Here is a 25,046-nt window from a genome sequence, read left to right as displayed (position 1 = left end):
CTGCCATGCTTCTTTTTTGTTTACATCCGTATTTTTTGTGCCGCGCGGGCGATGGACGCCAGCAGGGCCACCAGACGTTTTTCATCCATCTGGCCGCAGTAGCTGGTGAAGGTGTAGTAGCACCCCTGCACGCAGAAGGAGAGCACGATCTTGCGCACCACGTCGTTTTCAAAGGCGGGGTCGCTCTCTGCGATGCACTGGCGCAGTGCTTCTTCCACACGGTTGATGAACAAGCCCTGCCGGGAGCCGGAGAACAGGGTGTTGATCTCCTTCTGATTGGTCATGAAGGCTCGGAACATCTCCCGCGCCAGCCATTCGGTGCGCTCGCTCACATCGCTGGCGGTCAGCTGCGGCAGGCTGGCCACCACGGCCTGCACCATCTCGTCCTCCATGGCGTTGGCCAGAGCGTAGATGTCCTGATAGTGTGCATAAAAGGTGGATTTGTTGATGCAGGCAAGGTCGCACAGCTCCTTGACCTTGATCTTTTCCACCGGCTTTTGTGCCCGCAGCTCCATAAAAGCCTGCTTGATGGCGCGCTCGGTCTTTTCAATGCGAATGTCCAGAAAACCCACCTCTTTTGCATTTTCGTTGATTATCCAACCTTTTTCCGGTTTTGCGGATAGACAAGCTCCACCGCGTTTTTTATACTGGATTCAAAGCCCCGGCGCTCACTCCCGGTGGTAGACGATGCCCTTTTCTTCCAGCGCTTTTTTGATGCGGTCAAAGCTCTCGGCGTCCGGGCAGTGCAGGGTGTGCAGATGCACGCCGCCGGTCATGCGGCTCAAAAGTGCTTCGGGCGTGTCCTTGGCCTGCTGGATGAAGTTGTCCACATCGTAGCGGCTGGCAAGGTTCAAATTGCCCCGCAGTTCACCATACAGACTGTTCTCCACGGCCACATCCACCACCACACCGCCCTGGTCCACGATGGTGTACAGCTCGGTGCGCATCTCGTCCTCGGTGCTGTGCACGCAGGCCAGGATGCCGGTGTAGCCTTTTTCCGCCGGGTGCAGCTGGTAGCCCCGGGGCGTAGCGTCGATCTGTGCGCCGCCCGCCCGCAGCAGGGCCACATCCCCCACCACGATCTGGCGCGAGACGCCCAACTGGGCCGCCAGTGTGCTGGCGCTGACCGGTGCCGTGGCTCCGCTGAGCCGCTCCTGAATGGCTTCTCTGCGCTGCGCTGCGTTCATAGTTTCAACGCTTCCTTTCCAGTCTCCGACATTTTCACTGTTATTGTAGCAAAAGACGGCAGATCATGCAAGGATGCATTTATTTTTCCAGCTTGAGGATGGTGGCGTAGTTGGAGGGCAGCTGCACCTTCATGCGGCCCCACTCGATGCCGGTCATGATCGGCTGGGCCCCCACGGTGTCGGTCAGCAGGTCTTTCGCGGCGGATGCTTCCACCGGCAGCTGGAACTCCAGCTGGGCCGGGCTGTCGCCGTTGTTCAGCACAACAACGCAGGCCTCGCCGTCAAGCACCCGGGCAAAGGCGTAGCACTGGGTGGTGAGCTGCAGCTCCTTCACCTCGCCCCAGGTCAGCTCCGGCAGCTGGGCCTTGAGTTTGCCCAGTGCGGCATACACGCTGGTGACAGGATTGGTGTTCACGGCGTCTTTGTAGTCGGAAAGTTCCAGGCATGGGCGCAGGGGCCAGTCGCTTCCCCACTCTTTTTTGCCCTCAATGCCAAATTCTGAGCCATAATAGATGGACGGAATGCCCCAAAGCGTATATACTAGAATGGCAATGTGGCGGATGTGCTCCCGGTTGCGCAGTTTGTTGGGCAGGCGCTCCACATCGTGGTTGTCCGAGAAAGTGTAGAGCCGGGTGTCGTGGCACAGGCCCTGCAGGCGGCGCATGGTGTGGGCGATCTCGAAATAGTTGTGGTCATTGTGGCCGCTCCACAGGCCCTTGTGCAGCTCGTAGTTGGTAACGGAATGCAGCATCTCGGGGTTCGCCCAGCGGCTGTAGTCGCCGTGGATCACCTCACCCATGAGCCAGAACTCGGGTTTGATCTCGTTGGCAAGGCGGCGCAGCCCCCGCATGAAGTCAAAGTCCAGCACGTCGGCCGCATCCAGGCGAATGCCGTCGATGTCGAACTCGTCCACCCAGAAGCGGATGGTATCATAGTGGTAGTTCTGCACTTCCGGGTTGCGCTGGTTCAGCTTGACCAGCAGGTTGAAGCCGCCCCAGTTGCCATAAGAGAAGCCGTCGTTGTACTCGTTGTTGCCCCAGAAGTTCACATCGCAGAACCAGTCCTTATAGCGGGCGTTCTCGCGGTTGGCCTTCAGGTCCTGGAACGCAAAGAAATCGCGGCCCACATGGTTGAACACGCCGTCCACGATCACCTTCTGGCCCCGGGCGTGGCACTGGGCCACGAAGTCCTTGAACTCCGTGTTGGTGCCCAGGCGGCGGTCCACCAGCCGATAGTCGATGGTGTCGTAGCCGTGGGAGCCGCTCTCGAACAGCGGGCCGATATAGATGGCCGTGCAGCCGATGTCGGCCGCGTGCTGTGCCCAGGCGTTCAGCTTTTCGAACGCGCCGGGCGTGGGCTGCCCGTCGTTCTCGTGCGCGCAGCCGCACAGGCCCAGAGGATAGATGTGATAGAATACTGCATTGTCATACCAAGCCATTGTTTATACCGCTCCCGTCTTATACTGATACAGAAAAAATCCACCGCTGTCTGGAACAGCGACAAGGATAGTATAGCATAGAATCTGTAAAATATGTTAATATTTACCGATTTTTGTCAAGAATTCCAAAGAATAACGGCCAGTGTGCTGGTCACGCCACGATTTCATTGGATAAATTGCTGAAAAACTTTTTCGTCAACTGCAGCGCCGCGTGCGCTGACGATCATAGAACGTAAGGAGATCTTTGCATGAATTACCCCGCCATTCCCCGTGAATTCTTCAATGGAGACTGCTTCGATGCCTACCGCTTCCTGGGCGCGCACCCGGCCGCCGACAACGGCGTGGAAGGCTGGCGCTTTGCGGTGTGGGCACCCGGTGCCACCGCTGTGGAAGTCTGCGGCGGCTTCGACGGCTGGGAGGCAGGCGTGCCCATGCAGCGCGCCGACAGCGGCGTGTGGAGCGCCTTCATCCCCGGCCTGGCCGAGGGCGACCTTTATAAATACCGGGTGCATGGTGCCGACGGCAGTGTGGTGATGCGCAGCGACCCTTATGCCTTTGCGGCCGAGCTGCGCCCCGGCACCGCCAGCAAGCTGGCAAAGCTGGACTTCGCCTTTGACGACACCGCGTGGATGGAGCGGCGGGACAAATGCCGCAACCGCCCGCTGAACATCTACGAGATGCACGCGGGCAGCTGGAAGCATCGCTCCGGCGGCAAGGAGCCGGACGGCTCGGACAGCTGGTACAACTACGAAGAACTGGCCAAGGAGCTGATCCCCTGGCTGCTGGACCATCACTTCACCCATGTGGAGCTGCTGCCCCTGGCCGAGCACCCCTTTGACGGCAGCTGGGGCTACCAGACCACCGGCTACTTTGCCGTGACCAGCCGCTACGGCTCCCCGGCCCAGTTTGCCAGCTTTGTCAACGCCTGCCACCGCATGGGCATTGGCGTCATCATGGACTTTGTGCCGGTGCACTTTGCCTCCAACGGCGACGCGCTGGCAAAGTTCGACGGCACCCACCTCTATGAATACGACAGCGATGTGGGCCAGAGCGAGTGGGGCACCTGCAACTTCAACTACTACCGCCACGAGGTGTGCAGTTTTCTGAACAGCGCTGCCGCCATGTGGATGGACGTATACCACTGCGACGGCATCCGCATGGACGCCATCTCCCGGGCATTGTACTGGCAGGGCGACCCCAGCCGCGGTGTGAACCAGGGCGCGGTGAACTTTTTGCGCGGGCTGAACCACGGCCTGAACAAGCACTGGCCCACCGGCATCTACATGGCCGAGGACTCCACCAACTTCCTCAAAGTGACGGCCCCCACCCGGTACGACGGCGTGGGCTTCGACTACAAGTGGGATATGGGCTGGATGCACGACACGCTGGACTACTTCGCCACCCCCTTCGGCGAGCGGCCGGATGCCTACGGCAAGATCGTGTTCAGCATGCATTACTTCTACAACGAGCTGTACCTGCTGGCGCTGAGCCACGACGAGGTGGTGCACGGCAAAAAGACCATCATCGACAAGCTCTGGGGCAGCTACGCCGAAAAGTGCGCCCAGCTGCGCACCCTCTATTTCTATATGTACATGCACCCGGGCAAGAAGCTCAACTTCATGGGCAACGAGCTGGGCCACTTCCGTGAGTGGGATGAAAAGCGGGAGCTGGACTGGGGCCTGCTGCAGTACCCCTTCCACGATGCCTTCCAGAAATACTTCGCTCACCTGTGCCGGGTCTACGCCACCGAGCCCGCCCTCTATGACGGCGAGTACAACCCGGACTGCTTCGAGTGGGTGGCCTGCGAGAGCCGCGACGAGGGCGTATACGCCTGGCTGCGCAAGGGCCGGGGCGAAAGCCTGCTGTGCGTCATGAACACCCAGGACCACGCCCACAAAAAGTTCCCGCTCTACCTCAAGTTTCCCTGCGGTGCCGAAGAAGTGCTGAACACCGAAGCCGCCGAGTGGGGCGGCGCGCTGAAGGGCCGCCGCAAGACCAAGCTGCACACCACCGACGGCGGCGTCTACGGCCGGGACTACACCCTCACCGTGGACCTGCCCGCCATGGGCAGCTGCCTGCTGCGCCTGACCCCGGAGGCACCGAACCCGGACGCCGCCCGCATCAGTGCCAATAAGGCCACGAACCAGAAGCGCCGCACCGCCAAAGCAGCCGCAGTACCCACAGAGGTCAAGAAAAAGTAATATTCCGTGCAAAATGTCCCATCTGTTTTCAAAACGATGGGGCATTTTGTTTTTTCCGGCGGGCATTCACTGGACAGTGCAGGGTTTGGTTGCTATACTGTAGCTGTGATATTCTGCAACTGCGAGGTTTTGAGGATGACAAAACTCCTTTCCCGCCTGCCGCTTTCCGGCAGAGTCGGGCTGGGCTTTGCCGCCGGGGCGCTGGCACTGCTCGTTCTGGGCATCGCCGCGCCGGGCAGCAGCCTGTTTTTCCCGCTGGTGAGCCTGTGGTGTGATCTGGCCCTGTTCGCAGGCGTCCTGGTGGTGCTGCGGGTGGCCGGGGTCCGGTTCGACCTGTTCCACTGCGCGGTGATCGTGGGCCTGTGGGCTGCAGCGCTGCTCTACTTTTACTGGTCACTGAGCCGCCGGGATTTTATCTATTACTGGGACTACGCCAACTACATCCAGAAGCAATACGCCGCCGAGGCCGCCTTTGCCCAGAGCCCGGCCGCCGGCTTCGGGTTGATCTTCGGCTCCTTTGCCGAGGACTACACCAACTTCATCCCCTTGTTTCTCGAGTTCCCGTTCTGCCTGACCGACCGCACCGGCGACAGCTTTGCCTTCTGCCAGGTGTTCAGCGTCCTGCCCATGCTGCTGACGCTGCTGGCGGGCCTTGTGCTCAAGGTGGGGCAGATGCTGCGGGTGAAGCACCGGTTCTGGTATTTTCTCATCGGGCTTTCGTGGCTTTTCACCTATCCGTACCTGCGCATGAGCGCCCTGCTGGCCCAGCCGGACTGGTTCGGGCTGATCTTTGCCTTTTCCATCCTGCTGCTCACGCTGGATTTCCGCTTTGAAAGGCTGGAGCCGCTGCGGTTCGTGCTGCTGTTCGCGGCCACAGCTGCGGTCATTCTGTCCCGCCGGTGGTACTTATATTTTGTGGTCGGCTATTATTTTTCCTACGCCGTGCTGGTGCTGGTGAGCAGCTTCAAAACCGGCAAGGCGGGTCACAAGCGCCAAGCTCTGCGGCAGGTGCGCAATCTCGTGTTGTTCGGCCTGCTGTCCCTGGCCGCCATGGTCATCCTGCTGTGGCCCATGGTGAGCCGCATCCTGCACTACAGCTATGCAGACCGCTATGCCTACTACAACGGCGGCGGCCTTGCCTGGGAGCTTTACCTGCAGACCTTCCGTGTCGGCCTGCTGAACTTCATCCTCATCGGTCTGGGCCTGCGGTTCGCTCTCCGGTGCCGGAAAGCGCCCGCCCTGCCCTGCCTTGGCGGCATGAGCCTGCTGCTCAGCGTGCTGCTGTTCACCCGGGTGCAGAACACCAGCTCCCATCAGATGCTGCTGTTCCTGCCCGCGTGGTTTCTGCTGCTCCTGCCCGGTGCCGCCGCGCTGGCCGAGGGCATCAACCGTCGGCGGGGGTTCAAGATCGCCTATTGGGCGTTCACGCTGGTGTTTGCCGTGTCGGTGCGCAGCACGCCCCTGACGGTCGTCGATCACCTCCCGCTGCGGGGCGTCCGGGAGTTCGTCCGGCTGAACGCCCTGACCTCCGACCGCAAGGACCTGCCGCAGATCAAAGCCATTGCGCAGTGGATCGACACCCACTGCGCCGAGGGCGAGACCAGCTACATGATCCCCCACGACATGCTTTACTGTTCGGACCACTTCAAGAATTGCCAGCTGCCCCAGATGCCCATCAACGACAAGCTGTCCTTCGGCTTCTCGGTGCCGGGCACCCACGAGTTCCCCATGCAGTTCTTTGAGGCGAAGTACGTCCTCACCGCCGACCCCTTCCCCCAGACCTATGTGGGCAGCAGCGATCTGGCCAACACCTTCAACGACCTGTTCCTGGCCGTGCGGGACCAGTATTTCACGCTGGCCGCCACCTTTGACATGGGCAACGGCACCACCTTCACCATCTGGGAGCGCACCGCCGCCCCCACCCGCGCCGAGGTGGAGTATTATCTGAGTGCCTTCTCCGCTGAAGACGCGCTTTACCCCGAACTGTTCTCCCAGGTGGCAGAACGCTGGCTCGTCGAACGGGGACTTTAAAAAAGAAACGCTGCAACGCTTGTGATAAAAGAGAAAAGGAGTATTTCTGATGGAACCAACTGCAAATGCCATGCCCAGCGCAACGCTTGGGCAGTATAAGGGGCTGCCCATCACCCGCCGGGTGCGCCCGGTCACGGAAAAATCTGTGGAGCAGGAGCTCCGGCGGCTTGCCCGGGCCCACGCGCCGTTTGCCCCGGTGGAGCAGCCTGCCGCCCGCGGGATGCGCGTCACGCTGGATTTTGAGGGCTTTCTGAACGGCGAAGCCATCCCGGACAGCAAGATGGAGAACGTCACCGTGCTGCTGGGCACCGGCGAACTGATGCCCGCCGCCGAGCAGGCTGTCTACGGCCACAAGGCGGGTGAAAGCTTCCGCTTTGATTTTACTTACCCGGCCGAGTTCCGGGTGCCGGAGCTTTCCGGCCAGACGGCACAGTTCCAGATCACCCTGCACCGCGTGGAGCAGCAGCAGGCCCCGGCTGTGGACGACGCCCTGGCAAAGGAGCTGGGCTTCGATTCGCTGGAAGCGCTGCAGGCGGATATCCGCGCCAGGAAGCGCGCCATCCACGAAGCCAACGCCGACCGCCTTGCCGGGGCCGCCCTGCTGGACATGGCCGGGGCCAACCTGACCGTCGCGCTGCCGGGCGCTGTGCTGGACCAGAACGCCGAGCGCGACATGCAGCAGCTGCAGCGCAAGCTGGACCGCAGCAAGTTCACGCTGGAGCTCTACTGCCAGGTGAACGGCACCACGCCGGGCCAGCTGCGGGCAAACTTCCGCCGGGATGCCGAGCGCCGGATGCGCAGCGTCCTGGCCGCGCGGGCCATCGCCGAGGCGGAACACATCACCGTGAGCAATGAGGAAGCAGACGCCGAGTACGCCCGCCTTTCCAAGCTGCACGGCACCCCGGAAGCCGAGATCCGCCAGGTGCTCACCCGGGAGGCCATCGCTTCGGCCGTCACCACCCAGAAGGTGCAGCGCTTTCTGATCGATCATGCAGACATCACTTCTGTTGTGGAAGGGGAGTAAGCTATGGGCTTTTTTACACGAACTGCGATGGATGCGCTGATGAAGACCACCCATCCCGAGATCAACCGCCGCCAGTGCTGGAACCTGCACCCGCACCGCAAGCCCTGCACCGAGTGCAAGGATATCTGCCCTTACGGCGAACAAATTTTCACCCGCCCGAACCTCGTGAAGGACTGGGACCCCTGCACCGACTGCGGCCTGTGCGTTTCCGCCTGCCGCAGCGGCTGCATCTCGCCCTCGCCCGAACAGGTGCAGCGGGACACCTCCGCCGCCGACAGCGACAACGACACCATCTGGATCGGCTGCGAAAGATCCAGCCGCAAAAACGCCGTGGTGCGCGAGTGCATCTGCGCGCTCTCCTGGGAAGCGCTGGCCTATCTGGCGCTGAACAAGAAGATCGTGCTGGACCTGACCCCCTGCGGCGAGTGCGAGAACGACGTGTGCGCCGCCCAGCTGCGCAAGGAGCTGACAAGACTGGTGGAGTTCTTTGGCGAGGCCGTGTTCGAAGCCCGGTTCTCGCTGGCCTACGAAGCGGACGACTACCCCTACCACGTCAAGGAGCTCAGCCGCCGCGAAATGTTCGAGCAGGTGAGCCACGGCTCCAAAAGCGGCACCAAAAAGCTGCTGCAGATGCTGCCCGGCCTGCGCAGCGCGGACGACTCCAGCACCGACTTCCGCCTGCTGCTGCACCAGCGCACCAAACAGCTGAAGGCCGCCATGGAAACGCCACTGAAATACGGCTACCACCTGCCCAATTTCACAGACAAGTGCTTCGGCTGCGGCAAGTGCGAAAAGGCCTGCCGCGCCGGTGCCCTGAAACTGGAAGACCTGCCCGACGGCCAAACCCGCATGGTGATCACGCCGTGGAAGTGCAGCGAGTGCGAGCTGTGCGTGGCCGCCTGCTCCAGCCACGGCCTGGACGGGCTGAAGCTGCGCCAGCTTTCCACCCTGGGCCCGGTGAGCATCCATAAATGCACCAAAACCCTGTGCAAGGAGTGCGGCAAGCCCATCGCGCCGGGCAGCGTGGACGGCGTGTGCACCGTCTGCCGCATCAAGGCCCGCACCAAAAAGCGGCAGGAGGAAGCCGCCGCCCGGGCAAAGCAGCTGCGGGAGGAGCGCGAGGCCAAAAAGGCCGCCGAGGAAGCCGCCAAGGCCGCTGAAGCCGGTGCCGATGCCGCCGTGCCTGCTGCAGAACCGGCTGCCGCTGCCGTCAACGCCGCTGTGGCTGCGGGACCGGCCGTGCCCGAAGCCGCTGCGGCAAAGGCTGCAGACCCTGTGCCGAAAAACGATTGACGGCGCACCCATTCAATGCTATACTGACATCATAAGACCACGCACCGTGGCCGCGGACTTGTTACAGAGGGGTAACGGAGCTTGTTTCCGTTACCCCTTTCTTCTCCGAAAACACGAAGAAAACCTTTTCACTCATTCACGAAAGAAGGATTTTTATCATGACGCATTCGATCTCCCGCCGCCAGTTCCTGAAGGGCAGCGGCGCTGCCGCCCTTTCCGTGGCAGCCGCCGGCCTGCTGAGCAGCTGCGGCGGTTCTTCCACGGACGGCGGCAGCAGCGCCGGGGACAGCTCCACCTACACCGTGCTGTATTCCCGCCAGCCCGCCACCCTGAACTACCTCATCTGCTCTGCGGACCCGGACCTGTACCACGGTACCCAGTGCATCGACACGCTGGTGGAGTACGACAGCCGCGGCAAAATTCGCGAAGGCCTTGCCACCAGCTGGGAGTGGGACGCCGACACCCTGACCTGGACCTTCCACCTGCGGGATGAGAACTGGGTGGACAGCAACGGCGAAGTGCTGGGCCCCGTCACCGCGCAGGACTTTGTGGACGCACTGGCCTATGTGCTGAACCCGGACTACGCTTCCGCCACCGCCAGCCTCGTCACCGGGTATGTGGCCGGTGCAGAGGAATATTTCAACTACCACGTCTACAGCAGCCGCGCAGCCAGCGGCACTGTGGACGAAGACGGCACCTCCTATGCCATGGCCGCCGACGGCACCGTTACCGTGACGGCCGCCGACGGCACCGCCGCCAGCTACCCTGCCGTGGAGTTCGACGCCGTGGGCGTCAAGGCCGTGGACGACCACACCCTGACCTATACGCTGAACTTCGATTTCCCGGGCTTCCTCAGCCTGCTGAGCTACACCCCCTATGAGCCCGCCTACGGCCCGCTGCTGGAGGAATATGGCGACCAGTTCTGCACTTCCGCCGAGACGGCCTGCAGCTGCGGCGCGTTCTATCTGGCCGAGTATGTGCCGCTGGAAAGCTGGGTGATGAAGAAGAACCCCGAAAACTACGACAAGGACAGCGTCTACATCGACACCATCCGCTACATCTACAACCAGGAGGAGCTCATCAGCGGCCCCGAGATGGTCAAGCGCGGCGAGATCGACCAGGCCACCATCAGCTCGGACATCCTGGACAGCTGGCTGGCCGACGACACCACCAAAGATATGGTGTCCATGGAGCGCCCGGAGACCGGCAAGAGCTACTTCTACATCTTCAACTTCCTGCCCTACAAGCACGAGTTCACCAACTGGACCGTCTCCGGCGTGGACGCCGAGTATGAGCCGGACAACTGGGTGAAGGCCATCAACTGCACCAGCTTCCGCAAGGCGTTCCTCTACGCCATCAACCCGTCCGTGACCCTGGCCGTCACCGCGCCGGAGGGCTACGACAACTACAAGCTGCACACCATCACCCCGCCTTCCTTCTGCGCCAACAGCCAGGGCGTGGATTACACGGAATGCGGCGGCCTGGCAAACCTGTCCGACTTCTTTGACGAAGCCAAAGCCAAGGAGTACCGCGACGCTGCCGTGGAGGAACTGACCGCCGCCGGGGCCACCTTCCCCATTAAAGTACAGTACCCCTACAACCCCGCTGTGGTGGACTGGGACAAGCAGTGCCAGGTGTTCAAGCAGCAGGTGGAAGGCGTGCTGAACGACGGCTTTGACTTCATCAACATCATCATCACCCAGGGCCCGTCCGACAACTTCCTGAACGCCGTGCGCCGCGTGGGTGCCTACGAGCTGATGTCCTACTACTGGGGCGCCGACTACTCCGACCCAGAGACCGAGTCTGACCCGTTCTACCAGGCCCCGGGTGAGCGCGGCACCTGCTACGCCTTCCTGCGCACCGGCGTGGAGGACGGCATCGTCACCGGCGAGACCGCCGACTGCGTGCTGCAGTACATGTCCATGATCGAGAACGCCAAGACCATCACCGACGATCTGGACGCCCGGTATGAAGCCTTTGCGGATGCCGAAGCCTACCTCATCGAAAACGCGCTGGTCATCCCGCTGGGCATGCCGGTGCCGCCCTACATCGCCACCCGCCTGAACCTGTGGGAAGGCCAGTATGCCCCCACCGGCCTGTCTTCCAACCGCCTGAAGGGCGTGCACATCCTCGACCACTATGTTTCCATGGACGAGTACAACGCCAACCGCGACGCGCGCTGATTTGTAAAAGAGGTCAGGGAATGCCTATCGGCGTTTCCTGACCTCTTTTTTGCTGCAAAATCTCTGCAAATCACTTTCCAAATGTAAAACTTTGCGGTATTCTATTCTTATCTGTATTTCAAAAAGAAAAGAGAGGTGCACACACATGGTGCAATATCTCGCAAAACGCATCGGGCGCTCGATTTTGACCCTGTTCATCATCGTGACGCTGGTGTTCTGCCTGCTGCGGCTCATGCCGATCGAGGGCTATTTTGCAAACTATGAAAAAATGACTGAAGCACAGATTCAGGCTGGTCTGCAGTCCATGGGCCTGCTGGACCCGCTGCCGGTGCAGATCGGGCACTTCTGGCAGAACGCCCTGCACGGCAATCTGGGCGTGAGCCACATCTACAAGGTGAACGTGCCGGTGACCGAAATTCTGGCCCAGAAGCTGCCCATCTCCATTGAGATGGGCGTGCTGGCCATGCTGCTGAGCCTTGTGCTGGGCATCCCGCTGGGCCTTGTGATGGGCCGGTGCAAGGGCCGCTGGCCGGATAAGCTGGGCACGGCACTCATCGTGCTCATTCAGGCGGTGCCCGCCGCCGTGTACTTTTTGTACATCCAGATGTACGGCACCTCGGTGGTGGGCGTGGGCCTGCTGTTCGACGCCTCCAACTGGCGGTATTGGGTGCTGCCGGTGTGCAGCATGAGCCTTGCAAACCTCGCGTTCTACGCCATGTGGCTGCGCCGCTACATGGTGGATGAAAGCAACAAGGATTACGTCAAGCTCGCCCGGGCCAAGGGCGTGAGCGAGAACAACATCGCTTTGCATCATGTCTTCCGCAATGCCATGGTGCCGCTGGTGCAGTACATCCCCTCGGCCTTCCTCAACACCGTGGTGGGCTCCATTTACATTGAAAGCCTGTACAGCATCCCCGGCATGGGCGGATTGCTGGTCACCTGTGTGCAGCGCCACGACAACACCATGGTGCAGGGCATCGTGCTGCTGTACGCCTGCGTGGGCATCATCGGCCTGATTTTGGGCGATGTGCTCATGGTGCTCATCGACCCGCGCATCAACTTTGGCAAGAAAGAAGGTGGACGCTGATGCTTTCCTTTCTGAAACGGGAAAAATCGAAGCAGCTGGAAGACAAGCTGAATGACGCACAGCGCCGCACCGGCTGGGAAGACCTGCCCGAGGACGAGCTGTTCACCCCCGCCGGGTTCCGCTCCGAAGACGCCGAGGCCACAGCCAGCTCCAACTACAGCTACTGGGGCAGCACCTTCCGCGCCTTTTTGAAAAACAAGGCCGCCGTGGCCCTGCTCATCGCGCTGGCCGCCGTGGTGGCCTTTGCCTTCCTGCAGCCCTATCTCCCCGGGCAGGCAGACCCGAACCTGTGCGCCGTGGACCCCGTCACCGGCATCCAGTACCGCAACATCGCCCCGGGGCAGGACGGCTTTGTCTGGGGCTCCAACTCCATCGGGCAGGACCTGTGGGCCCGCATCTGGGCCGGTGCCCGCACCAGCCTGACCATCGCCTTCTTCGTGGCCCTCATCGAGGCCGTGGTGGGCATCACCGCCGGTGTGCTGTGGGGCTATGTGCGCGGGCTGGACTTCGTGTTCACCGAGCTGTACAACATCTTCGATAACATCCCCACCGCCATCGTGCTGATTTTGATCTCCTATGTGGCAACGCCCAGCATCTGGACCATGATTTTGGGCATGTCCATCAAGGGCTGGATCGAGATGGCCCGCTTCATCCGCAACCAGATTCTCATCATCCGTGACCGCGATTATAACGTGGCATCCCGCTGCATCGGCACGCCCACGGTGCGCATCGTTTTCCGCAACCTGCTGCCGTATCTGGTGTCGGTCATCATGCTGCGCATGGCCCTCACCATCCCGGAAGCCATTGGCAACGAGGTGTTCATCACCTACATCGGCCTGGGCCTTTCGGTGGAGACGCCCTCGCTGGGCAACCTGGTCAACGACGGCCGCAAGGTGATGATGCAGGCGGGCCTGCGCTACCAGCTGCTGTACCCCACCCTGATCTTGAGCTTTGTCACCATCGCGTTCTATCTGATCGGCAACGCCTTCTCGGATGCTGCCGACCCGAAGAACCATCTGCAGTAAGGAGGGAATATCATGGAACACGACCAGCTCATTCTCTCCGCAAAAGATGTCAACATCCGATTCAACCTGCGTGGAAAAGTGCTGCACGCCATCCGGGGCATCGACCTTGATTTGTACCAAGGCGAAGTGCTTGCCATCGTGGGCGAGAGCGGCTCGGGCAAGAGTGTTTTTACCAAAAGCTTTATGGGTCTGCTGGACGCCAACGGCTCCATTACCGGCGGCACCATTGATTACTACGGCATGGCGGACGGCAAGCCGCTGCGCCTTTCCGACCTGAAGACCGAGAAGGACTGGCTGCGGGTGCGGGGCCGCGAGATCGCCATGATCATGCAGGACCCCATGACCAGCCTGAACCCGCTCAAAACCATCGGCGACCAGATCATGGAAGCCGTGACCCTGCATCAGGGCCTGAAGGGTGCTGCCGCCAAGGAAAAAACGCTGGAATACCTGCGGGATGTGGGCATCTCGGACCCGGAAAAGCGGTTCAAGCAGTACCCGCACGAGTTCTCCGGCGGTATGCGCCAGCGCGTGGTCATTGCCATTGCGGTGGCCTGCAGCCCGAAAATTCTCATTTGCGACGAGCCCACCACCGCACTGGACGTGACCATTCAGGCGCAAATTTTGCAGCTTTTAAAAGAAATGCGGGTCAAGTACGACCTGACCATCGTCATGATCACCCACGACCTGGGCGTTGTGGCCAACATTGCAGACCGGGTGGCCGTGATGTACGCGGGCGACATCGTGGAGATCGGCACCGCTGACGACATTTACTACGACCCCCGCCACCCCTACACATGGGCGCTGCTTTCCAGTATGCCGCAGATGGGCGTGAAGGGCGAAGACCTGTTCAACATTGTGGGCACCCCGCCAAACCTGTTTGCGGAAATTCGCGGCGATGCCTTTGCGCCCCGCAACCCGCAGGCGCTGAAGATCGACTTCGTCAAGCGCCCGCCTTATTTTGAAGTGTCGCCCACCCACAAGGCCAAGACCTGGCTGCTGGACCCGCGCGCACCGCACATCGAGCCGCCTGCTGCGGTGAAAAAACTGCAAAAGGAGGGGCTGTAAGATGGAAAATGAACGCGAAGTTCTGGTGGAAGTGAACCACCTGAACGTGACCTACGGCTCCGGCAAAAAAGCCTACCCCGCCGTGCAGGACGCCACATTCAAAATCTACAAAGGCGAGACCTTCGGCCTTGTGGGCGAGAGCGGCAGCGGCAAAACCACCATCGGCCGGGCCATCCTGCGCATCCTGCCCACCTCCGGCGGCGACATCCTGTATAAGGGCCAGAAGATCAACGGCAAGATCAGCCGCACACTGGACAAACAGATCATCAAGGAAATTCAGATGATTTTTCAGGACCCGCAGTCCTCGCTGAACGAGCGCGCCAAGGTGAGCTACATCGTGGGCGAAGGCCTGCAGAACGTCCGGCCCGACCTCTCCGCCGCCGAGCGTGCCGAAAAAGTCCGGCAGGCGCTGCTGGACGTGGGCCTGCTGCCGGAGTTTGCCTCCTGCTTCCCCCACGAATTTTCCGGCGGGCAGCGCCAGCGCATCGGCATCGCCCGGGCCCTCATCGTGGAGCCGGAGTTCATCGTGGCCGATGAGCCCATCAGCGCACTGGATATGTCCATCCGCGCCCAGGTGCTGAACCTGCTGCGCCGCCTGCAGAAAGAGCGCGGCATCACCTACCTGTTCATCGCCCACGACCTTTCGGTGATGCGCTATATCTCGGACCGCATCGCGGTCATCCACAAGGGCCGCATCGTGGAGCTGGCCGAGGCCGAAGAACTGGTGGCCCACGCCATCCACCCCTACACCCGCAGCCTGCTCTCTGCCATCCCCATGCCGGACCCCCGCCGGGAACGGGAGAAAAAACTGCTGGTCTATGACCCTTCCATGCACGATTACAGCCGCGAAGCGCCCCAGTGGCGCGAGCTGCGGCCTGAGCACTTCGTGCTGTGCAGCGCGGCCGAAGCCGAGCAGTGGCTGCCGCGCTGACCTCCGATATTTCGGGCTGGATCGTTGTTTTACGGCTCTTTTACGCAACATTCATAGTTTATTTCTTGACATTCTCAGGCAGCTCCACTACAATAGAATCTGCATCATTGATTCTAATTTTTGAGTTATTAGCGTGTTCTGACCGGCGGCTTTCATCTTCTTTGCAAAGCTGTCGGCTTTTAGCAATGAAAAGAAGAAGAAGAAAGAAAAGAGGACTTGATTCTATGACTACTGAACAGCGTGAACCGCTCTATGCGTCCACTGCGAAGCCCTGGCTGAAATACTACGACCAGAAGTTCATTGACCTGCCCCTGCCGGAGTGTTCGGCCTTTGAGTACGTCTGCCGCCAGAACAAGAACCACCTGCCCGAGACTGCGCTGGAATACTATGGCCGCAAGATCACCTTTGCAGACCTGATCGTCAACGTGAAAAAGACGGCCGCCGCCTTCCGCGGCATCGGCGTGAAGAAGGGCGATATCATCACCGTGGTCAGCGTCATGACCCCGGAGGTCATTTACTCCTTCTACGCCGCCGACATGATCGGTGCCTCGCTGAATCTGGTGGACCCGCGCTACAGCGCCGAGGGCATCCACGAGTACATCGAGGAGGTGGATTCCCGCCTGCTCATCTGCCTGAACGTCACCTACGAGCGCTGCCACCAGGCCGCCAAGCGCACCAGCGTGGAGCGGGTGCTGGTCATCAGCCCGGCAGACTCGCTGCCGCTGCATCTGGCCATCGGCTACAAGATGACGAACCCCGACCGCAACAGCTACAAATCCAACGTCCTCCACTGGAAGGACTTCATCGCGGCCGGCAAAAACCAGAGCATGAACGCCGAACCCTACGACCCGCAGCACACCTGCGTGGTGGTGCACACCGGCGGCACCACCGGTTCGCCCAAGGGCGTCATGCTCACGGACCACAATTTCAACGCACTGGCTCATGAGTTTGCCGCCCAGAGCCGTCTGTTCCACCGCGGCCAGAAGCTGATGAACATCATGCCGCCGTTCATCGCCTACGGCTACGCCTGCGGTGTGCACATGCCGCTGGTCATGGGCCTGCATGTCATCATCATCCCCAATCTGGACCCCGACAAGCTGGGTGCCCTGATCTGGAAGCACAAGCCCGAACACATGTTCGGCGTGCCCGCCCACTACCAGCAGATGGCCGCTTCCCTGCTGCTGAAGAACAAAGACCTCTCCTTTATCCGCAACTACGCCGCCGGCGGCGACTCGCTGCCGCTGGGTGCCGAGCAGACCGTGAACGAGTTCCTCAAGGAGCACGGCGTGGAGTACCCGCTGGCCAAGGGCTACGGCATGACCGAAGTTTCCTCGGCCGCCACCATCGCCGCCGGCAACGTGACCAAGCCCGGCAGCGTGGGCATCCCCATGCTGAACACCGTGGTGTCCGTTTTTGAGCCCGGCACCGAGACCGAGCTGCCCATCGGCGAGCGCGGCGAGATCTGCATCTGCACCCCCACCGCCATGAAGGGCTACTACAACAAGCCCGACGAGACCGCCATGGTGCTGCGCCGCCACGCAGACGGCCAGCTCTGGGTGCACACCGGCGACCTGGGCTACATGGACGAGGACGGCTTTGTGTATCTGGATGCCCGCATCAAGCGGATGATCATCCGCCACGACGGCTTCAAAGTGTTCCCCTCCATGATCGAAAACGTCATCAGCCGCCACCCCGCCGTGCACCAGTGCTCGGTGGTGGGCTGCACCGACAAGGACCATGTGCAGGGCCGCCTGCCCTTCGTCTATGTGGTGCTGGACCCGGAAGGCGACAAGAAAAAGCGCCAGATCGTGCGCGAACTGCGCCAGCTGTGCAAGGAAGAACTGCCGGAGTATGTGCAGCCCGTGGGCTACAAGTTCATCTCCGAGATGCCGCTGACCCCCGTGGGCAAGGTGGATTACCGTAAGCTGGAGGAGGAGATCACCTCCCGCGATTACTGAATTTGAATCTGGGGGGCATGCCCCTCTCCGGCGCCAACGCGCCCGCTCCTCCGTTTGGGGGAGCTTTTTTATTTTTGCGGGTGCAGCGCGCCCTGCACGGATTTTGAATTTTGTCAGTTGACAATTTTTGCTTTCCATTTTATCATAGAAGCAAAGCCTGCGCTCCCCCTGTGCAGGCACCCCGGAAAGAAGGAATCACAATGAAAAACAAAAAATTTGCCAGCTTTCTGGCCGCAGCAGCAGCGCTTGTGCTGCTGGCCATGCCTGCATTTGCTGCCGACGAACAGACGGAGCTGCCTGCTTCCGAAGCGGCAGAGGTGCAGCAAGAGCAGACCGCAGCGCCTGCCGAGCAGGAGACCGCCCTGCCCGCCGATGCACAGACAGACGGCGAACCGGAGCCGCAGCTCACCTACGTGGCGCTGGGCGACAGCATCGCGGCCGGTGTGGGGCTGCCGGGGGTCCTCTGCACCCAGACCGAGTCCGGGCTGGACTATTCGGCCAACTTTGAGGGCTACCCCGCCCAGAGCTACACCGCGCTGGTGGCTCAGGGCCTTGGGCTCGACCGGCAGCACGCCATTGATCTGGGTCTGCCGGGTCTGATGAGCGCCGACCTTCTGGACATGGTGCAGAACAGCGGGATGTCCCAGCCGAATCAGGCCACCGGCAGCACCTACACCTACCCCCAGTTTCAGGACTATCTGCGCAAAGCCGACATCATCTCCATCCAGATCGGCTCCAACGATGCAACGGTGCCCTGCGTCATGGGGCTGGGCGAGGCGACCCACTGGAAGAGCGAGAAGCTGGTTGAACTGACGGTTAGCGGCGATTTGCGGAACTTCAGCCTTGAAAACCTTCAGGCCATGACCAACGCCTTGCGCCAGCTGCGCCTGACCCCGGAGGAGACCCGGGACACCAACCGCCTGCTGTTCCACGGCATGGACGTCATCTGCCGCGATGCCTACACGCAGGTGACCACGAACCTGCCCCTGATCCTGCAGGAGATCCGCAAGCTGAACCCGGACGCGACCATCCTGCTGGTTGGCTGGTACGACCCGGTGCCCCTGCTGCCCGCATGGAACCGCTATTTCTGCGACCTGAACCGCTTTGCCAAAGAGCTTGCCGCGCAGCAGGAGGGCGTGACCTACGTCCCCGTGACCTTCACGCAGACTTCCAGCGATGCCCACCCCACCGTCCGGGGGCATCGGTACATCGCAAACCAGATCCTGAGCGCACTCAAGTAAGAATAAAAATAACGCCTGTCCCAGCCGGGACAGGCGTTATTTTTTAACTCTGCATCAACTCAGGCGTCCGCTCTCCACCGAGAAGCTCACGTCGGCTGCCGCCATGGTGGACTTGCGGTGCGACACCAGCAGCACCGTTTTGTCCCTGCACTCAGCCCGGACGGCCTTGAGGATCACGCCCTCGTTCAGACTGTCGAGGTTCGAGGTGGGCTCGTCCAGCAGCAGGAAGGGTGCATCGTGCAGAAAAGCCCGCGCCACGCCGATGCGCTGGCGCTCACCGCCGGAAAGGGCTCCGCCCAGCTCTCCCACCGGGGTGTCATACCCTTTGGGCAGGCTGCGGATAAAGCCATCCAGTGCCGCCTTTTTGCAGGCGGCTTCCACTTCCTCGTGGGTGGCGTCGCGCTTGGCGATGCGGATGTTGTTCTCGATGGTATCGTCGAACAGTTCCGTCTCCTGCGTCACAAGGCTCTCCTGGGCCCGCAGAGCAGCGGTATTCACGCGGCGGATATCTTCCCCGCCAAAGCGGATGCTGCCGCTGGAAACGTCCCAGAACCGCATCAGCAGCCGCAGGAAGGTGGACTTGCCGCTGCCGGAGCGTCCCGTGATGCCCACGATCTTCTTTTCCGGGATGGTCAGGCTCAAATCATGCAGCACTTCCTCGTCGGCGTAAGCAAAGCTGACGTTCTGTGCCTCGGCCCCGGCAAAGGCCGTGTCGGTGCCGTCGATCACGTCGGCGGTGACGGGCTCCTCGTCCAGCAGGTCCAGCACGCGGTCTGCGCTGGCGAACACCTGGGTCAGGCTGGCACCGAGGTTCGCCAGCGCCACCACCGGGCCGAAGGAGCTCAGGGCCGACAGGGTGCACACCAGCACACCCTCCACGCCCAGCTGGCCGTTCTGATACAGGCGCAGGCTCACGCCCAGCACCGCAATGACGGTGAACAGGATGAGGGTATTGGCGATGGCCGCCGTGAGGCCTTCGCGGTACTTGAGGGCCTTCTGCTTTTCGCCCAGCGTCTCGCTGTGGGCGTCGATGCCCTCGGCGCGGGACGCCGTATCCTGGTACTGCAGGGTGTCCCGCAGGCCGCGAAGACTTTCCAGCACATAGCTGTTGGTGTCGGCCAGGGCCTGACGGTACTCCCGGGCCACCCGGTCGCCGCGCTTGGCGCTCCAAACAGGCAGAGCCACGCCCACCAGCAGGTAGCCTGCCAGCAGCACCAGCGCGGGCAGGATGTGGTAGCTGCCCACAAAGCCCGTCATGCCGATGACGCAGAGGATGGCGATGCAGATGGGCGAGATGGTGTGGGCGTAGAACACCTCCAGCGCCTCGATGTCGGCCGTGATGAGGGAGATGAGGTCGCCGCGGTCACGGCCCTCCAGCTTTGCCGGGGTCAGGCGGCGCAAAGCACCAAAGACCTTATCCCGGATGAGGGCCAGCAGCTTGAAGGCGATATAGTGGTTGGACGCCTGCTCGGCATAGCGCAGCACGCCGCGCAGCAGGGCAAACACCAGAATGCAGGCAAAGGCCGCGCCCACGGTGCCCACCGGGCTGGCAAGGCCCAGCGCACGCAGGATGCCAAAGCCGCCGAAGATGGTGATGAAGGTGGCGCAGAAGTGGCCCGCCACACCCATGACGATGGCCGCCAGCATGATGGGCAGCATGGGCTTGACCAGCACGATGAGCCGGCCCACAATGGCAAAGGGGCTGCGGTGATTTGTGTTCTTGTTCATATCAGGCATCCTCCTTTCCCAGTGTTTCCAGCTGTTTCTGAGCAGTGTACAAGCGGCTGTACGCGCCCTGTGCCGCCAGCAGGTCGGCGTGTTTGCCCTGCTCCACGATGCGGCCCTTGTCCAGCACATAGATGCAATCGCTGTCCACCACATTGGCCAGACGATGCGAGATGAGGATGACTGTCTTTTTGCCCGCCAGACTGTGGATGGCGGTCATGATGTCGTTCTCGCTCTCGGCGTCCACGTTGGAGGTAGCTTCATCGAACAGATAGATGGGCGTATCGTGCAGCAGCGCTCTTGCCATGGCAAGGCGCTGGCGCTGGCCGCCGGATAGATTCGAGCCGCCCTCGTGCAGGGCCGTCTGCAGGCCGTTCTGGCTGCGGCAGAAGTCCGCCAGGTTCACCTGCTCCAGCGCGGCCCAGAGCTCGCTCTCGGCGGCATCGGGCTTTGCCATGCGCAGGTTTTCTTCCACGGTGCCCTTGAAGATGGTGGCATTGTGAGGCACCACAGTCAGGGTGTGCAGGCGCTGCTCCTGCTGCAGCTCCCCTACCGGCACGCCGCCCAGGGTCACGCTGCCGGTGTAGCCGGTGCGGCTGCCCGCCAGCAGGGCCGCAATGGTGCTCTTGCCGCAGCCAGACTCGCCCACCAGCGAGACGAAGCTGCCCTGCGGGATGGTGAGGGACACCTCGTGCAGGATGGTGCGGTCTTTTTCGTAACCGAAGGTAACGTGCTCCAGCCGCAGGGCGGTGTCCTCGCCGGGCACGCGATCGCCGTCGGCGGGTTCGTCGGCCGCCAGCAGCTTGAAAATTTTCTCGGCCGAGGCCGCGCCGTTCATGGCAATGTGGAAGTAGCTGCCCAGCAGCCGCAGCGGCAAAAAGAAATCTGCCGCCAGCAGCACGATGGTCAGGGTAGCCGTCAAACTGAGCTGGCCTTTTGCAAAGGCCGACACTGCACTGATGATGCCAAGGCCCGCACCGCCGTAGGCCATCAGGTCCATCAGGGTCACCGAGTTCAGCTGCATGGTCAGCACCTTCATGGTGATCTTGCGGAAGCGCTCGGCCTGGGCGTTCATCTGCTCGTGCTTCCAGCCGTCGGCCTGATAGATCTTCAGGGTGGTCAGGCCCTGAATGTTCTCGAGGAAGCTGTCGCCCAGGGTGGTGTACTCGCCCCAGTATTTGTTCAGCAGCTTTTTGGCGAACTTCTGCACCGCCACGATGGACATGGGGATCAGCGGCACGCAGCACAGCAGGATGATGGCCGACCGCGCGTGCACGCCCACCAGCAGCACGAACAGGGTGACCGGGGCCAGCAGGCTGTAAAACAGCTGGGGCAGGTACTTTGCAAAGTAGGTGTCGATCTGTTCCACGCCCTCGCTGGCCAGCATGACCACCTCGCTGGTGGCCACCGTCTCGGTGTAGTTGGAGCCCAGACGGGTGAGTTTGGCGTAAATATTGCTGCGCAGGGTTCGCTTGACGTCCTTCGAGGCCTTGTCGCTCATGCCGGAGGCCAGCATGGTAAAGCCGAAGCGCAGCGGCACCGTGCCTAGGCAGAGCACCAGCTGCTGCCACAGCAGAGCGCTGGTCAGGCTGCCCGCAAAGGCTGCGCCGATCAGCCGGGCAACAGCCGTGACGAACACCACGTTGCACAGCATGCCCAGCCACTGGAACAGCACGTTCAGCCCTACATAGCGCAGGGCACCGCGGTCAAAGGAAAGCAGTTTTTTGTTGATCACTGAGCTTTCTCCGTTTCTGCCTTTTCAGCGTCTTCGCCGAACAGACGGTCGTATTCGCCGGTGAAGATGCGGTCCGGCAGGGCACTGGTCATGGCCAGCGCCGCGTTCCACTTTTCTTCCTCGGTCAGCGGCGCGCTCACCGGCGGGAAGTGGGCCAGAATGTTCTGCAGCTCCTGGTCCACCTGTTTTGCCACCCAGATGCCGCGGTCCGTGAGGTAAATTTTGCCGTAATGCTCCTTGACGATCATGCCGCGGTCCATCAGCAGGTTCATGATGCGCACCACCGAGGGTTTGGTCACCCCCAGCTTTTCCGCAATGCTACGGGAGCTGATGTCCAGGTGGGTGCGCGAGACCTCATAGATCGCCAGCAGATAGCGCAGATGTGCCGACGTCAGTTCCATGCCGATCACTCTCTTTTCTGATAGATTTTCCAATGTTATCCAAAGCTAACTTTTTGTTTCTGAAAAAAGGGCGCGAGCCGAATGTTCCAGCCCGCGCCCTTTGCGGATCATTTCAATGCTCAGTGACAGCCGCTGCAGCTGCCATTGCAGCCGCCTTCGCCGCAGCCGCTGCACCCACTGCAGCCGCCGCCATGCTTGTGGGAGTGCCATGTGATCCAGCCCACACCGCCAAACACGATGACTGCCACAATGATCGTGGGCAGATTAAAATTTGCAGCGAGGAATTCCATCATACAAAACACACCCTTTCACATATCGTGCAGTTTGATCAGATCTTGGTCACGTCGATCTTGACTTCGTTGTTGCCCGCGTACTTGTTGGGACGCACCATCAGGTAGATGAAGGCCACCAGAACAACAGCAGCCACGATGGTGAAGAAGTTGAAGCCAATCTCACCGGTGATCAGGCCGCCCAGCTGGTACACCACCAGAGCGGCGCAGTAAGCCAGAGCGCACATATAACCAATGGCGATAGCGGTCCACTTGCCGTTGTTCATCTCGCGCTTGATGGCGCCCATCGCTGCGAAGCAGGGAGCGCACAGCAGGTTGAAGATCATGAAGGCGTAAGCAGACAGTGCGGTGTAATCCTGTGCCACAGCGGCCCAGATCTCGTCGCCGTTCTCAGACAGCTCGCCGCCGAAGTGATACAGAACACCGAAGGTACCAACAACGTTCTCCTTGGCGATCAGGCCGGAGACGGAAGCAACGGTTGCACGCCAGTTGCCGAAGCCCAGAGGAGCGAAGATCCATGCGATCTTGGTGGCGATGGCAGCCAGGACGGAGTTGTCCTGATCCTCGACCATGCCGAAGGCACCGTTCTCGAAGCCGAAGCCCTGCAGGAACCACAGCACGACGGTCGCCAGCAGAATGACGGAACCGGCACGCTTGATGAAGGACCAGCCGCGCTCCCAGGTGGCACGGAACACGTTGCCCCATGCAGGCACATGGTAAGCGGGCAGCTCCATGACGAAGGGAGCGGGGTCGCCTGCGAAGATCTTGGTCTTTTTCAGGATGATGCCGGAGCAGATGATGGCAGCCATGCCGATGAAGTAAGCAGAAACAGCCACCAGCGGAGAGCCGCCGAACATGGCACCTGCGATCAGGCCGATGATGGGCATCTTGGCACCGCAGGGGATGAAGCAGGTGGTCATGATGGTCATGCGGCGGTCACGCTCGTTCTCGATGGTACGGGAAGCCATGACGCCCGGCACGCCGCAGCCGGTGCCCACCAGCACGGGGATGAAGCTCTTGCCGGACAGGCCGAACTTGCGGAAGATACGGTCCATGATGAAGGCCACACGGGACATATAGCCGATGTCCTCCAGGATGGACAGCAGGAAGAACAGGACCAGCATCTGCGGCACGAAGCCCAGAACTGCGCCGACACCGGCGACGATGCCGTCCATGATCAGGCCGTACAGCCAGCCTGCCACGCCGATGCTCTCCAGGAAGCCGCCCAGCGCGCCCGGCACGATCTCACCGAACAGCACATCATTGGTCCAGTCGGTGGCAAAGGTGCCGATGGACCAGCCGCCGTCTGCAATGGAGGTGCCCATGGACAGGGAGTACATCAGGATCATGACCAGCGCGAAGATGGGCAGCGCCAGAATGCGGTTGGTGACGATCTGGTCCACCTTATCGGAGACGGTCAGGTGCTCCACGCGGGCCTTCTTCTTGACGGCCTTGGAGACCACGGTGTTGATGTAGGCATAGCGCTGGTTGGTGATGATGCTCTCGGCGTCATCGTCCATCTCAGCTTCGCAGTCCTTGATGTGCTGGTCGATGTGGTCGATCAGGCTCTTGTCGAGCTTCAGCTCGTCCATGACCTTGTCGTCGCGCTCGAACAGCTTGACGGCGTACCAGCGCAGGAAGCGGTCATCGACCTTGCCCTGAATGGACTCCTCAATGTGAGCGATGGCGTGCTCCACACTGCCGGTAAACACATGGGGCAGCTCACCGGCCTTTTTGCCCTGGGCAGCGGTCACGGCAGCCTTGGCAGCTGCCTCGGTGCCCTCACCCTTCAAGGCGCTGATCTCGACCGCCTCGCAGCCCAGCTCGGCGCTCAGCTTCTTCAGGTCGATCTTGTCGCCGTTCTTGCGCACCAGGTCGATCATGTTCACAGCCATGACCACCGGGATACCCAGCTCGATCAGCTGGGTGGTCAGGTACAGGTTACGCTCGATGTTGGTGCCGTCGATGATGTTCAGGATGGCATCGGGCTTCTCCTTGACCAGGTAGGTACGGGAGACGACTTCCTCCAGCGTGTACGGAGACAGCGAGTAGATACCGGGCAGGTCCTGGATGATGACATCCTTATCGCCCTTCAGCTTGCCTTCCTTCTTTTCCACCGTAACGCCGGGCCAGTTGCCGACGTACTGATTGGAGCCGGTCAGATTATTGAACAGGGTCGTTTTACCGCAGTTCGGGTTACCGGCGAGTGCAATCTTAATGCTCATTGCGTT

The 25,046-nt window shown here is 61.3% G+C and carries 19 protein-coding genes; 11 read left to right on the top strand and 8 right to left on the bottom strand.

Going from position 1 to position 25,046, the window contains the following annotated elements:
* Positions 1–20 precede the first annotated feature (20 nt).
* The 3 genes from CGS49_RS09030 to CGS49_RS09020 form a co-directional block, all read right to left on the bottom strand.
* Positions 21–572 carry a TetR/AcrR family transcriptional regulator gene (locus CGS49_RS09030; RefSeq protein ID WP_097801518.1) on the bottom strand — a complete coding sequence of 184 codons (552 nt, stop codon included), beginning with the start codon at positions 570–572 and terminating at the stop codon, positions 21–23.
* Positions 573–668: 96 nt separating this feature from the next.
* On the bottom strand, positions 669–1,187 hold the full coding sequence (locus CGS49_RS09025; protein WP_097801517.1) for a transcription repressor NadR: 519 nt from the start codon (positions 1,185–1,187) through the stop codon (positions 669–671).
* A 79-nt stretch (positions 1,188–1,266) separates the two neighbouring features.
* Positions 1,267–2,625: an alpha-amylase family glycosyl hydrolase gene (locus CGS49_RS09020; RefSeq protein ID WP_097801516.1), complete on the bottom strand. Its 1,359-nt coding sequence runs from the start codon at positions 2,623–2,625 to the stop codon at positions 1,267–1,269.
* A 248-nt stretch (positions 2,626–2,873) separates the two neighbouring features.
* Here CGS49_RS09020 and glgB point away from each other — a divergent pair, with 248 nt between their 5' ends.
* From glgB to CGS49_RS08965, 11 genes are all read left to right on the top strand, one after another.
* The gene (gene glgB / locus CGS49_RS09015; protein WP_097801515.1) at positions 2,874–4,826 is read left to right on the top strand and encodes a 1,4-alpha-glucan branching protein GlgB; all 1,953 of its coding nucleotides are present in this window, start codon (positions 2,874–2,876) and stop codon (positions 4,824–4,826) included.
* A gap of 135 nt (positions 4,827–4,961) precedes the next feature.
* On the top strand, positions 4,962–6,857 hold the full coding sequence (locus CGS49_RS09010; protein WP_097801514.1) for a hypothetical protein: 1,896 nt from the start codon (positions 4,962–4,964) through the stop codon (positions 6,855–6,857).
* Positions 6,858–6,906: 49 nt separating this feature from the next.
* Positions 6,907–7,881, top strand: a complete 975-nt coding sequence (tig, locus tag CGS49_RS09005) for a trigger factor (protein WP_097801513.1) — start codon at positions 6,907–6,909, stop codon at positions 7,879–7,881.
* A gap of 3 nt (positions 7,882–7,884) precedes the next feature.
* Positions 7,885–9,174, top strand: coding sequence for a 4Fe-4S dicluster domain-containing protein (locus CGS49_RS09000; RefSeq protein WP_097801512.1), 1,290 nt, complete (start codon positions 7,885–7,887; stop codon positions 9,172–9,174).
* A 158-nt stretch (positions 9,175–9,332) separates the two neighbouring features.
* Complete coding sequence (locus CGS49_RS08995; RefSeq protein WP_097801511.1) at positions 9,333–11,357, top strand: ABC transporter substrate-binding protein; 2,025 nt, start codon at positions 9,333–9,335, stop codon at positions 11,355–11,357.
* Between the two features lie 145 nt (positions 11,358–11,502).
* Positions 11,503–12,444 (top strand): ABC transporter permease, encoded by a 942-nt coding sequence (locus tag CGS49_RS08990; RefSeq protein ID WP_097801510.1) that lies wholly within the window; start codon positions 11,503–11,505, stop codon positions 12,442–12,444.
* Positions 12,444–13,469: an ABC transporter permease gene (locus CGS49_RS08985; RefSeq protein WP_097801509.1), complete on the top strand. Its 1,026-nt coding sequence runs from the start codon at positions 12,444–12,446 to the stop codon at positions 13,467–13,469. The genes CGS49_RS08990 and CGS49_RS08985 overlap by 1 nt, the downstream gene beginning before the upstream one ends.
* Positions 13,470–13,481: 12 nt before the next feature.
* The gene (locus CGS49_RS08980) at positions 13,482–14,534 is read left to right on the top strand and encodes an ABC transporter ATP-binding protein (RefSeq protein ID WP_097801508.1); all 1,053 of its coding nucleotides are present in this window, start codon (positions 13,482–13,484) and stop codon (positions 14,532–14,534) included.
* 1 nt (position 14,535) lies between these two features.
* On the top strand, positions 14,536–15,465 hold the full coding sequence (locus tag CGS49_RS08975) for an ATP-binding cassette domain-containing protein (RefSeq protein ID WP_097801507.1): 930 nt from the start codon (positions 14,536–14,538) through the stop codon (positions 15,463–15,465).
* Between the two features lie 224 nt (positions 15,466–15,689).
* Positions 15,690–17,423 (top strand): class I adenylate-forming enzyme family protein, encoded by a 1,734-nt coding sequence (locus CGS49_RS08970; protein ID WP_097801506.1) that lies wholly within the window; start codon positions 15,690–15,692, stop codon positions 17,421–17,423.
* A gap of 200 nt (positions 17,424–17,623) precedes the next feature.
* Positions 17,624–18,664 carry an SGNH/GDSL hydrolase family protein gene (locus CGS49_RS08965; protein ID WP_097801505.1) on the top strand — a complete coding sequence of 347 codons (1,041 nt, stop codon included), beginning with the start codon at positions 17,624–17,626 and terminating at the stop codon, positions 18,662–18,664.
* A 54-nt stretch (positions 18,665–18,718) separates the two neighbouring features.
* Here CGS49_RS08965 and CGS49_RS08960 read toward each other — a convergent pair whose 3' ends face one another.
* From CGS49_RS08960 to feoB, 5 genes are all read right to left on the bottom strand, one after another.
* Positions 18,719–20,392: an amino acid ABC transporter ATP-binding/permease protein gene (locus CGS49_RS08960; RefSeq protein ID WP_097801504.1), complete on the bottom strand. Its 1,674-nt coding sequence runs from the start codon at positions 20,390–20,392 to the stop codon at positions 18,719–18,721.
* A gap of 1 nt (position 20,393) precedes the next feature.
* Complete coding sequence (locus CGS49_RS08955) at positions 20,394–22,124, bottom strand: ABC transporter ATP-binding protein/permease (RefSeq protein ID WP_097801503.1); 1,731 nt, start codon at positions 22,122–22,124, stop codon at positions 20,394–20,396.
* Positions 22,121–22,525, bottom strand: a complete 405-nt coding sequence (locus tag CGS49_RS08950; RefSeq protein WP_097801502.1) for a metal-dependent transcriptional regulator — start codon at positions 22,523–22,525, stop codon at positions 22,121–22,123. The genes CGS49_RS08955 and CGS49_RS08950 overlap by 4 nt, the downstream gene beginning before the upstream one ends.
* 119 nt (positions 22,526–22,644) lie before the next feature.
* Positions 22,645–22,818 (bottom strand): FeoB-associated Cys-rich membrane protein, encoded by a 174-nt coding sequence (locus CGS49_RS08945; protein WP_097801501.1) that lies wholly within the window; start codon positions 22,816–22,818, stop codon positions 22,645–22,647.
* Between the two features lie 35 nt (positions 22,819–22,853).
* On the bottom strand, positions 22,854–25,040 hold the full coding sequence (feoB, locus tag CGS49_RS08940) for a ferrous iron transport protein B (RefSeq protein WP_097801500.1): 2,187 nt from the start codon (positions 25,038–25,040) through the stop codon (positions 22,854–22,856).
* Positions 25,041–25,046 lie beyond the last annotated feature (6 nt).

Origin of the sequence: Faecalibacterium langellae (genome assembly GCF_002549775.1) — a bacterium.
Lineage (GTDB): Bacteria > Bacillota > Clostridia > Oscillospirales > Ruminococcaceae > Faecalibacterium > Faecalibacterium langellae.
The sequence above is the reverse complement of the archived record's forward strand: the minus strand, read 5'-3'. Positions and strand labels throughout refer to the sequence as shown.

Coding starts and splice junctions, on each gene's coding strand:
- CGS49_RS08985 (WP_097801509.1), top strand. CDS start 12,444: ATGCTTTCCTTTCTGAAACGGGAAAAATCGAAGCAGCTGGAAGACAAG.
- CGS49_RS09010 (WP_097801514.1), top strand. CDS start 4,962: ATGACAAAACTCCTTTCCCGCCTGCCGCTTTCCGGCAGAGTCGGGCTG.
- glgB (WP_097801515.1), top strand. CDS start 2,874: ATGAATTACCCCGCCATTCCCCGTGAATTCTTCAATGGAGACTGCTTC.
- CGS49_RS08970 (WP_097801506.1), top strand. CDS start 15,690: ATGACTACTGAACAGCGTGAACCGCTCTATGCGTCCACTGCGAAGCCC.
- CGS49_RS08960 (WP_097801504.1), bottom strand. CDS start 20,392: ATGAACAAGAACACAAATCACCGCAGCCCCTTTGCCATTGTGGGCCGG.
- CGS49_RS09025 (WP_097801517.1), bottom strand. CDS start 1,187: ATGAACGCAGCGCAGCGCAGAGAAGCCATTCAGGAGCGGCTCAGCGGA.
- CGS49_RS08990 (WP_097801510.1), top strand. CDS start 11,503: ATGGTGCAATATCTCGCAAAACGCATCGGGCGCTCGATTTTGACCCTG.
- CGS49_RS08950 (WP_097801502.1), bottom strand. CDS start 22,525: ATGGAACTGACGTCGGCACATCTGCGCTATCTGCTGGCGATCTATGAG.
- tig (WP_097801513.1), top strand. CDS start 6,907: ATGGAACCAACTGCAAATGCCATGCCCAGCGCAACGCTTGGGCAGTAT.
- CGS49_RS08945 (WP_097801501.1), bottom strand. CDS start 22,818: ATGATGGAATTCCTCGCTGCAAATTTTAATCTGCCCACGATCATTGTG.
- CGS49_RS09020 (WP_097801516.1), bottom strand. CDS start 2,625: ATGGCTTGGTATGACAATGCAGTATTCTATCACATCTATCCTCTGGGC.
- CGS49_RS08995 (WP_097801511.1), top strand. CDS start 9,333: ATGACGCATTCGATCTCCCGCCGCCAGTTCCTGAAGGGCAGCGGCGCT.
- feoB (WP_097801500.1), bottom strand. CDS start 25,040: ATGAGCATTAAGATTGCACTCGCCGGTAACCCGAACTGCGGTAAAACG.
- CGS49_RS08975 (WP_097801507.1), top strand. CDS start 14,536: ATGGAAAATGAACGCGAAGTTCTGGTGGAAGTGAACCACCTGAACGTG.
- CGS49_RS08965 (WP_097801505.1), top strand. CDS start 17,624: ATGAAAAACAAAAAATTTGCCAGCTTTCTGGCCGCAGCAGCAGCGCTT.
- CGS49_RS09000 (WP_097801512.1), top strand. CDS start 7,885: ATGGGCTTTTTTACACGAACTGCGATGGATGCGCTGATGAAGACCACC.
- CGS49_RS08980 (WP_097801508.1), top strand. CDS start 13,482: ATGGAACACGACCAGCTCATTCTCTCCGCAAAAGATGTCAACATCCGA.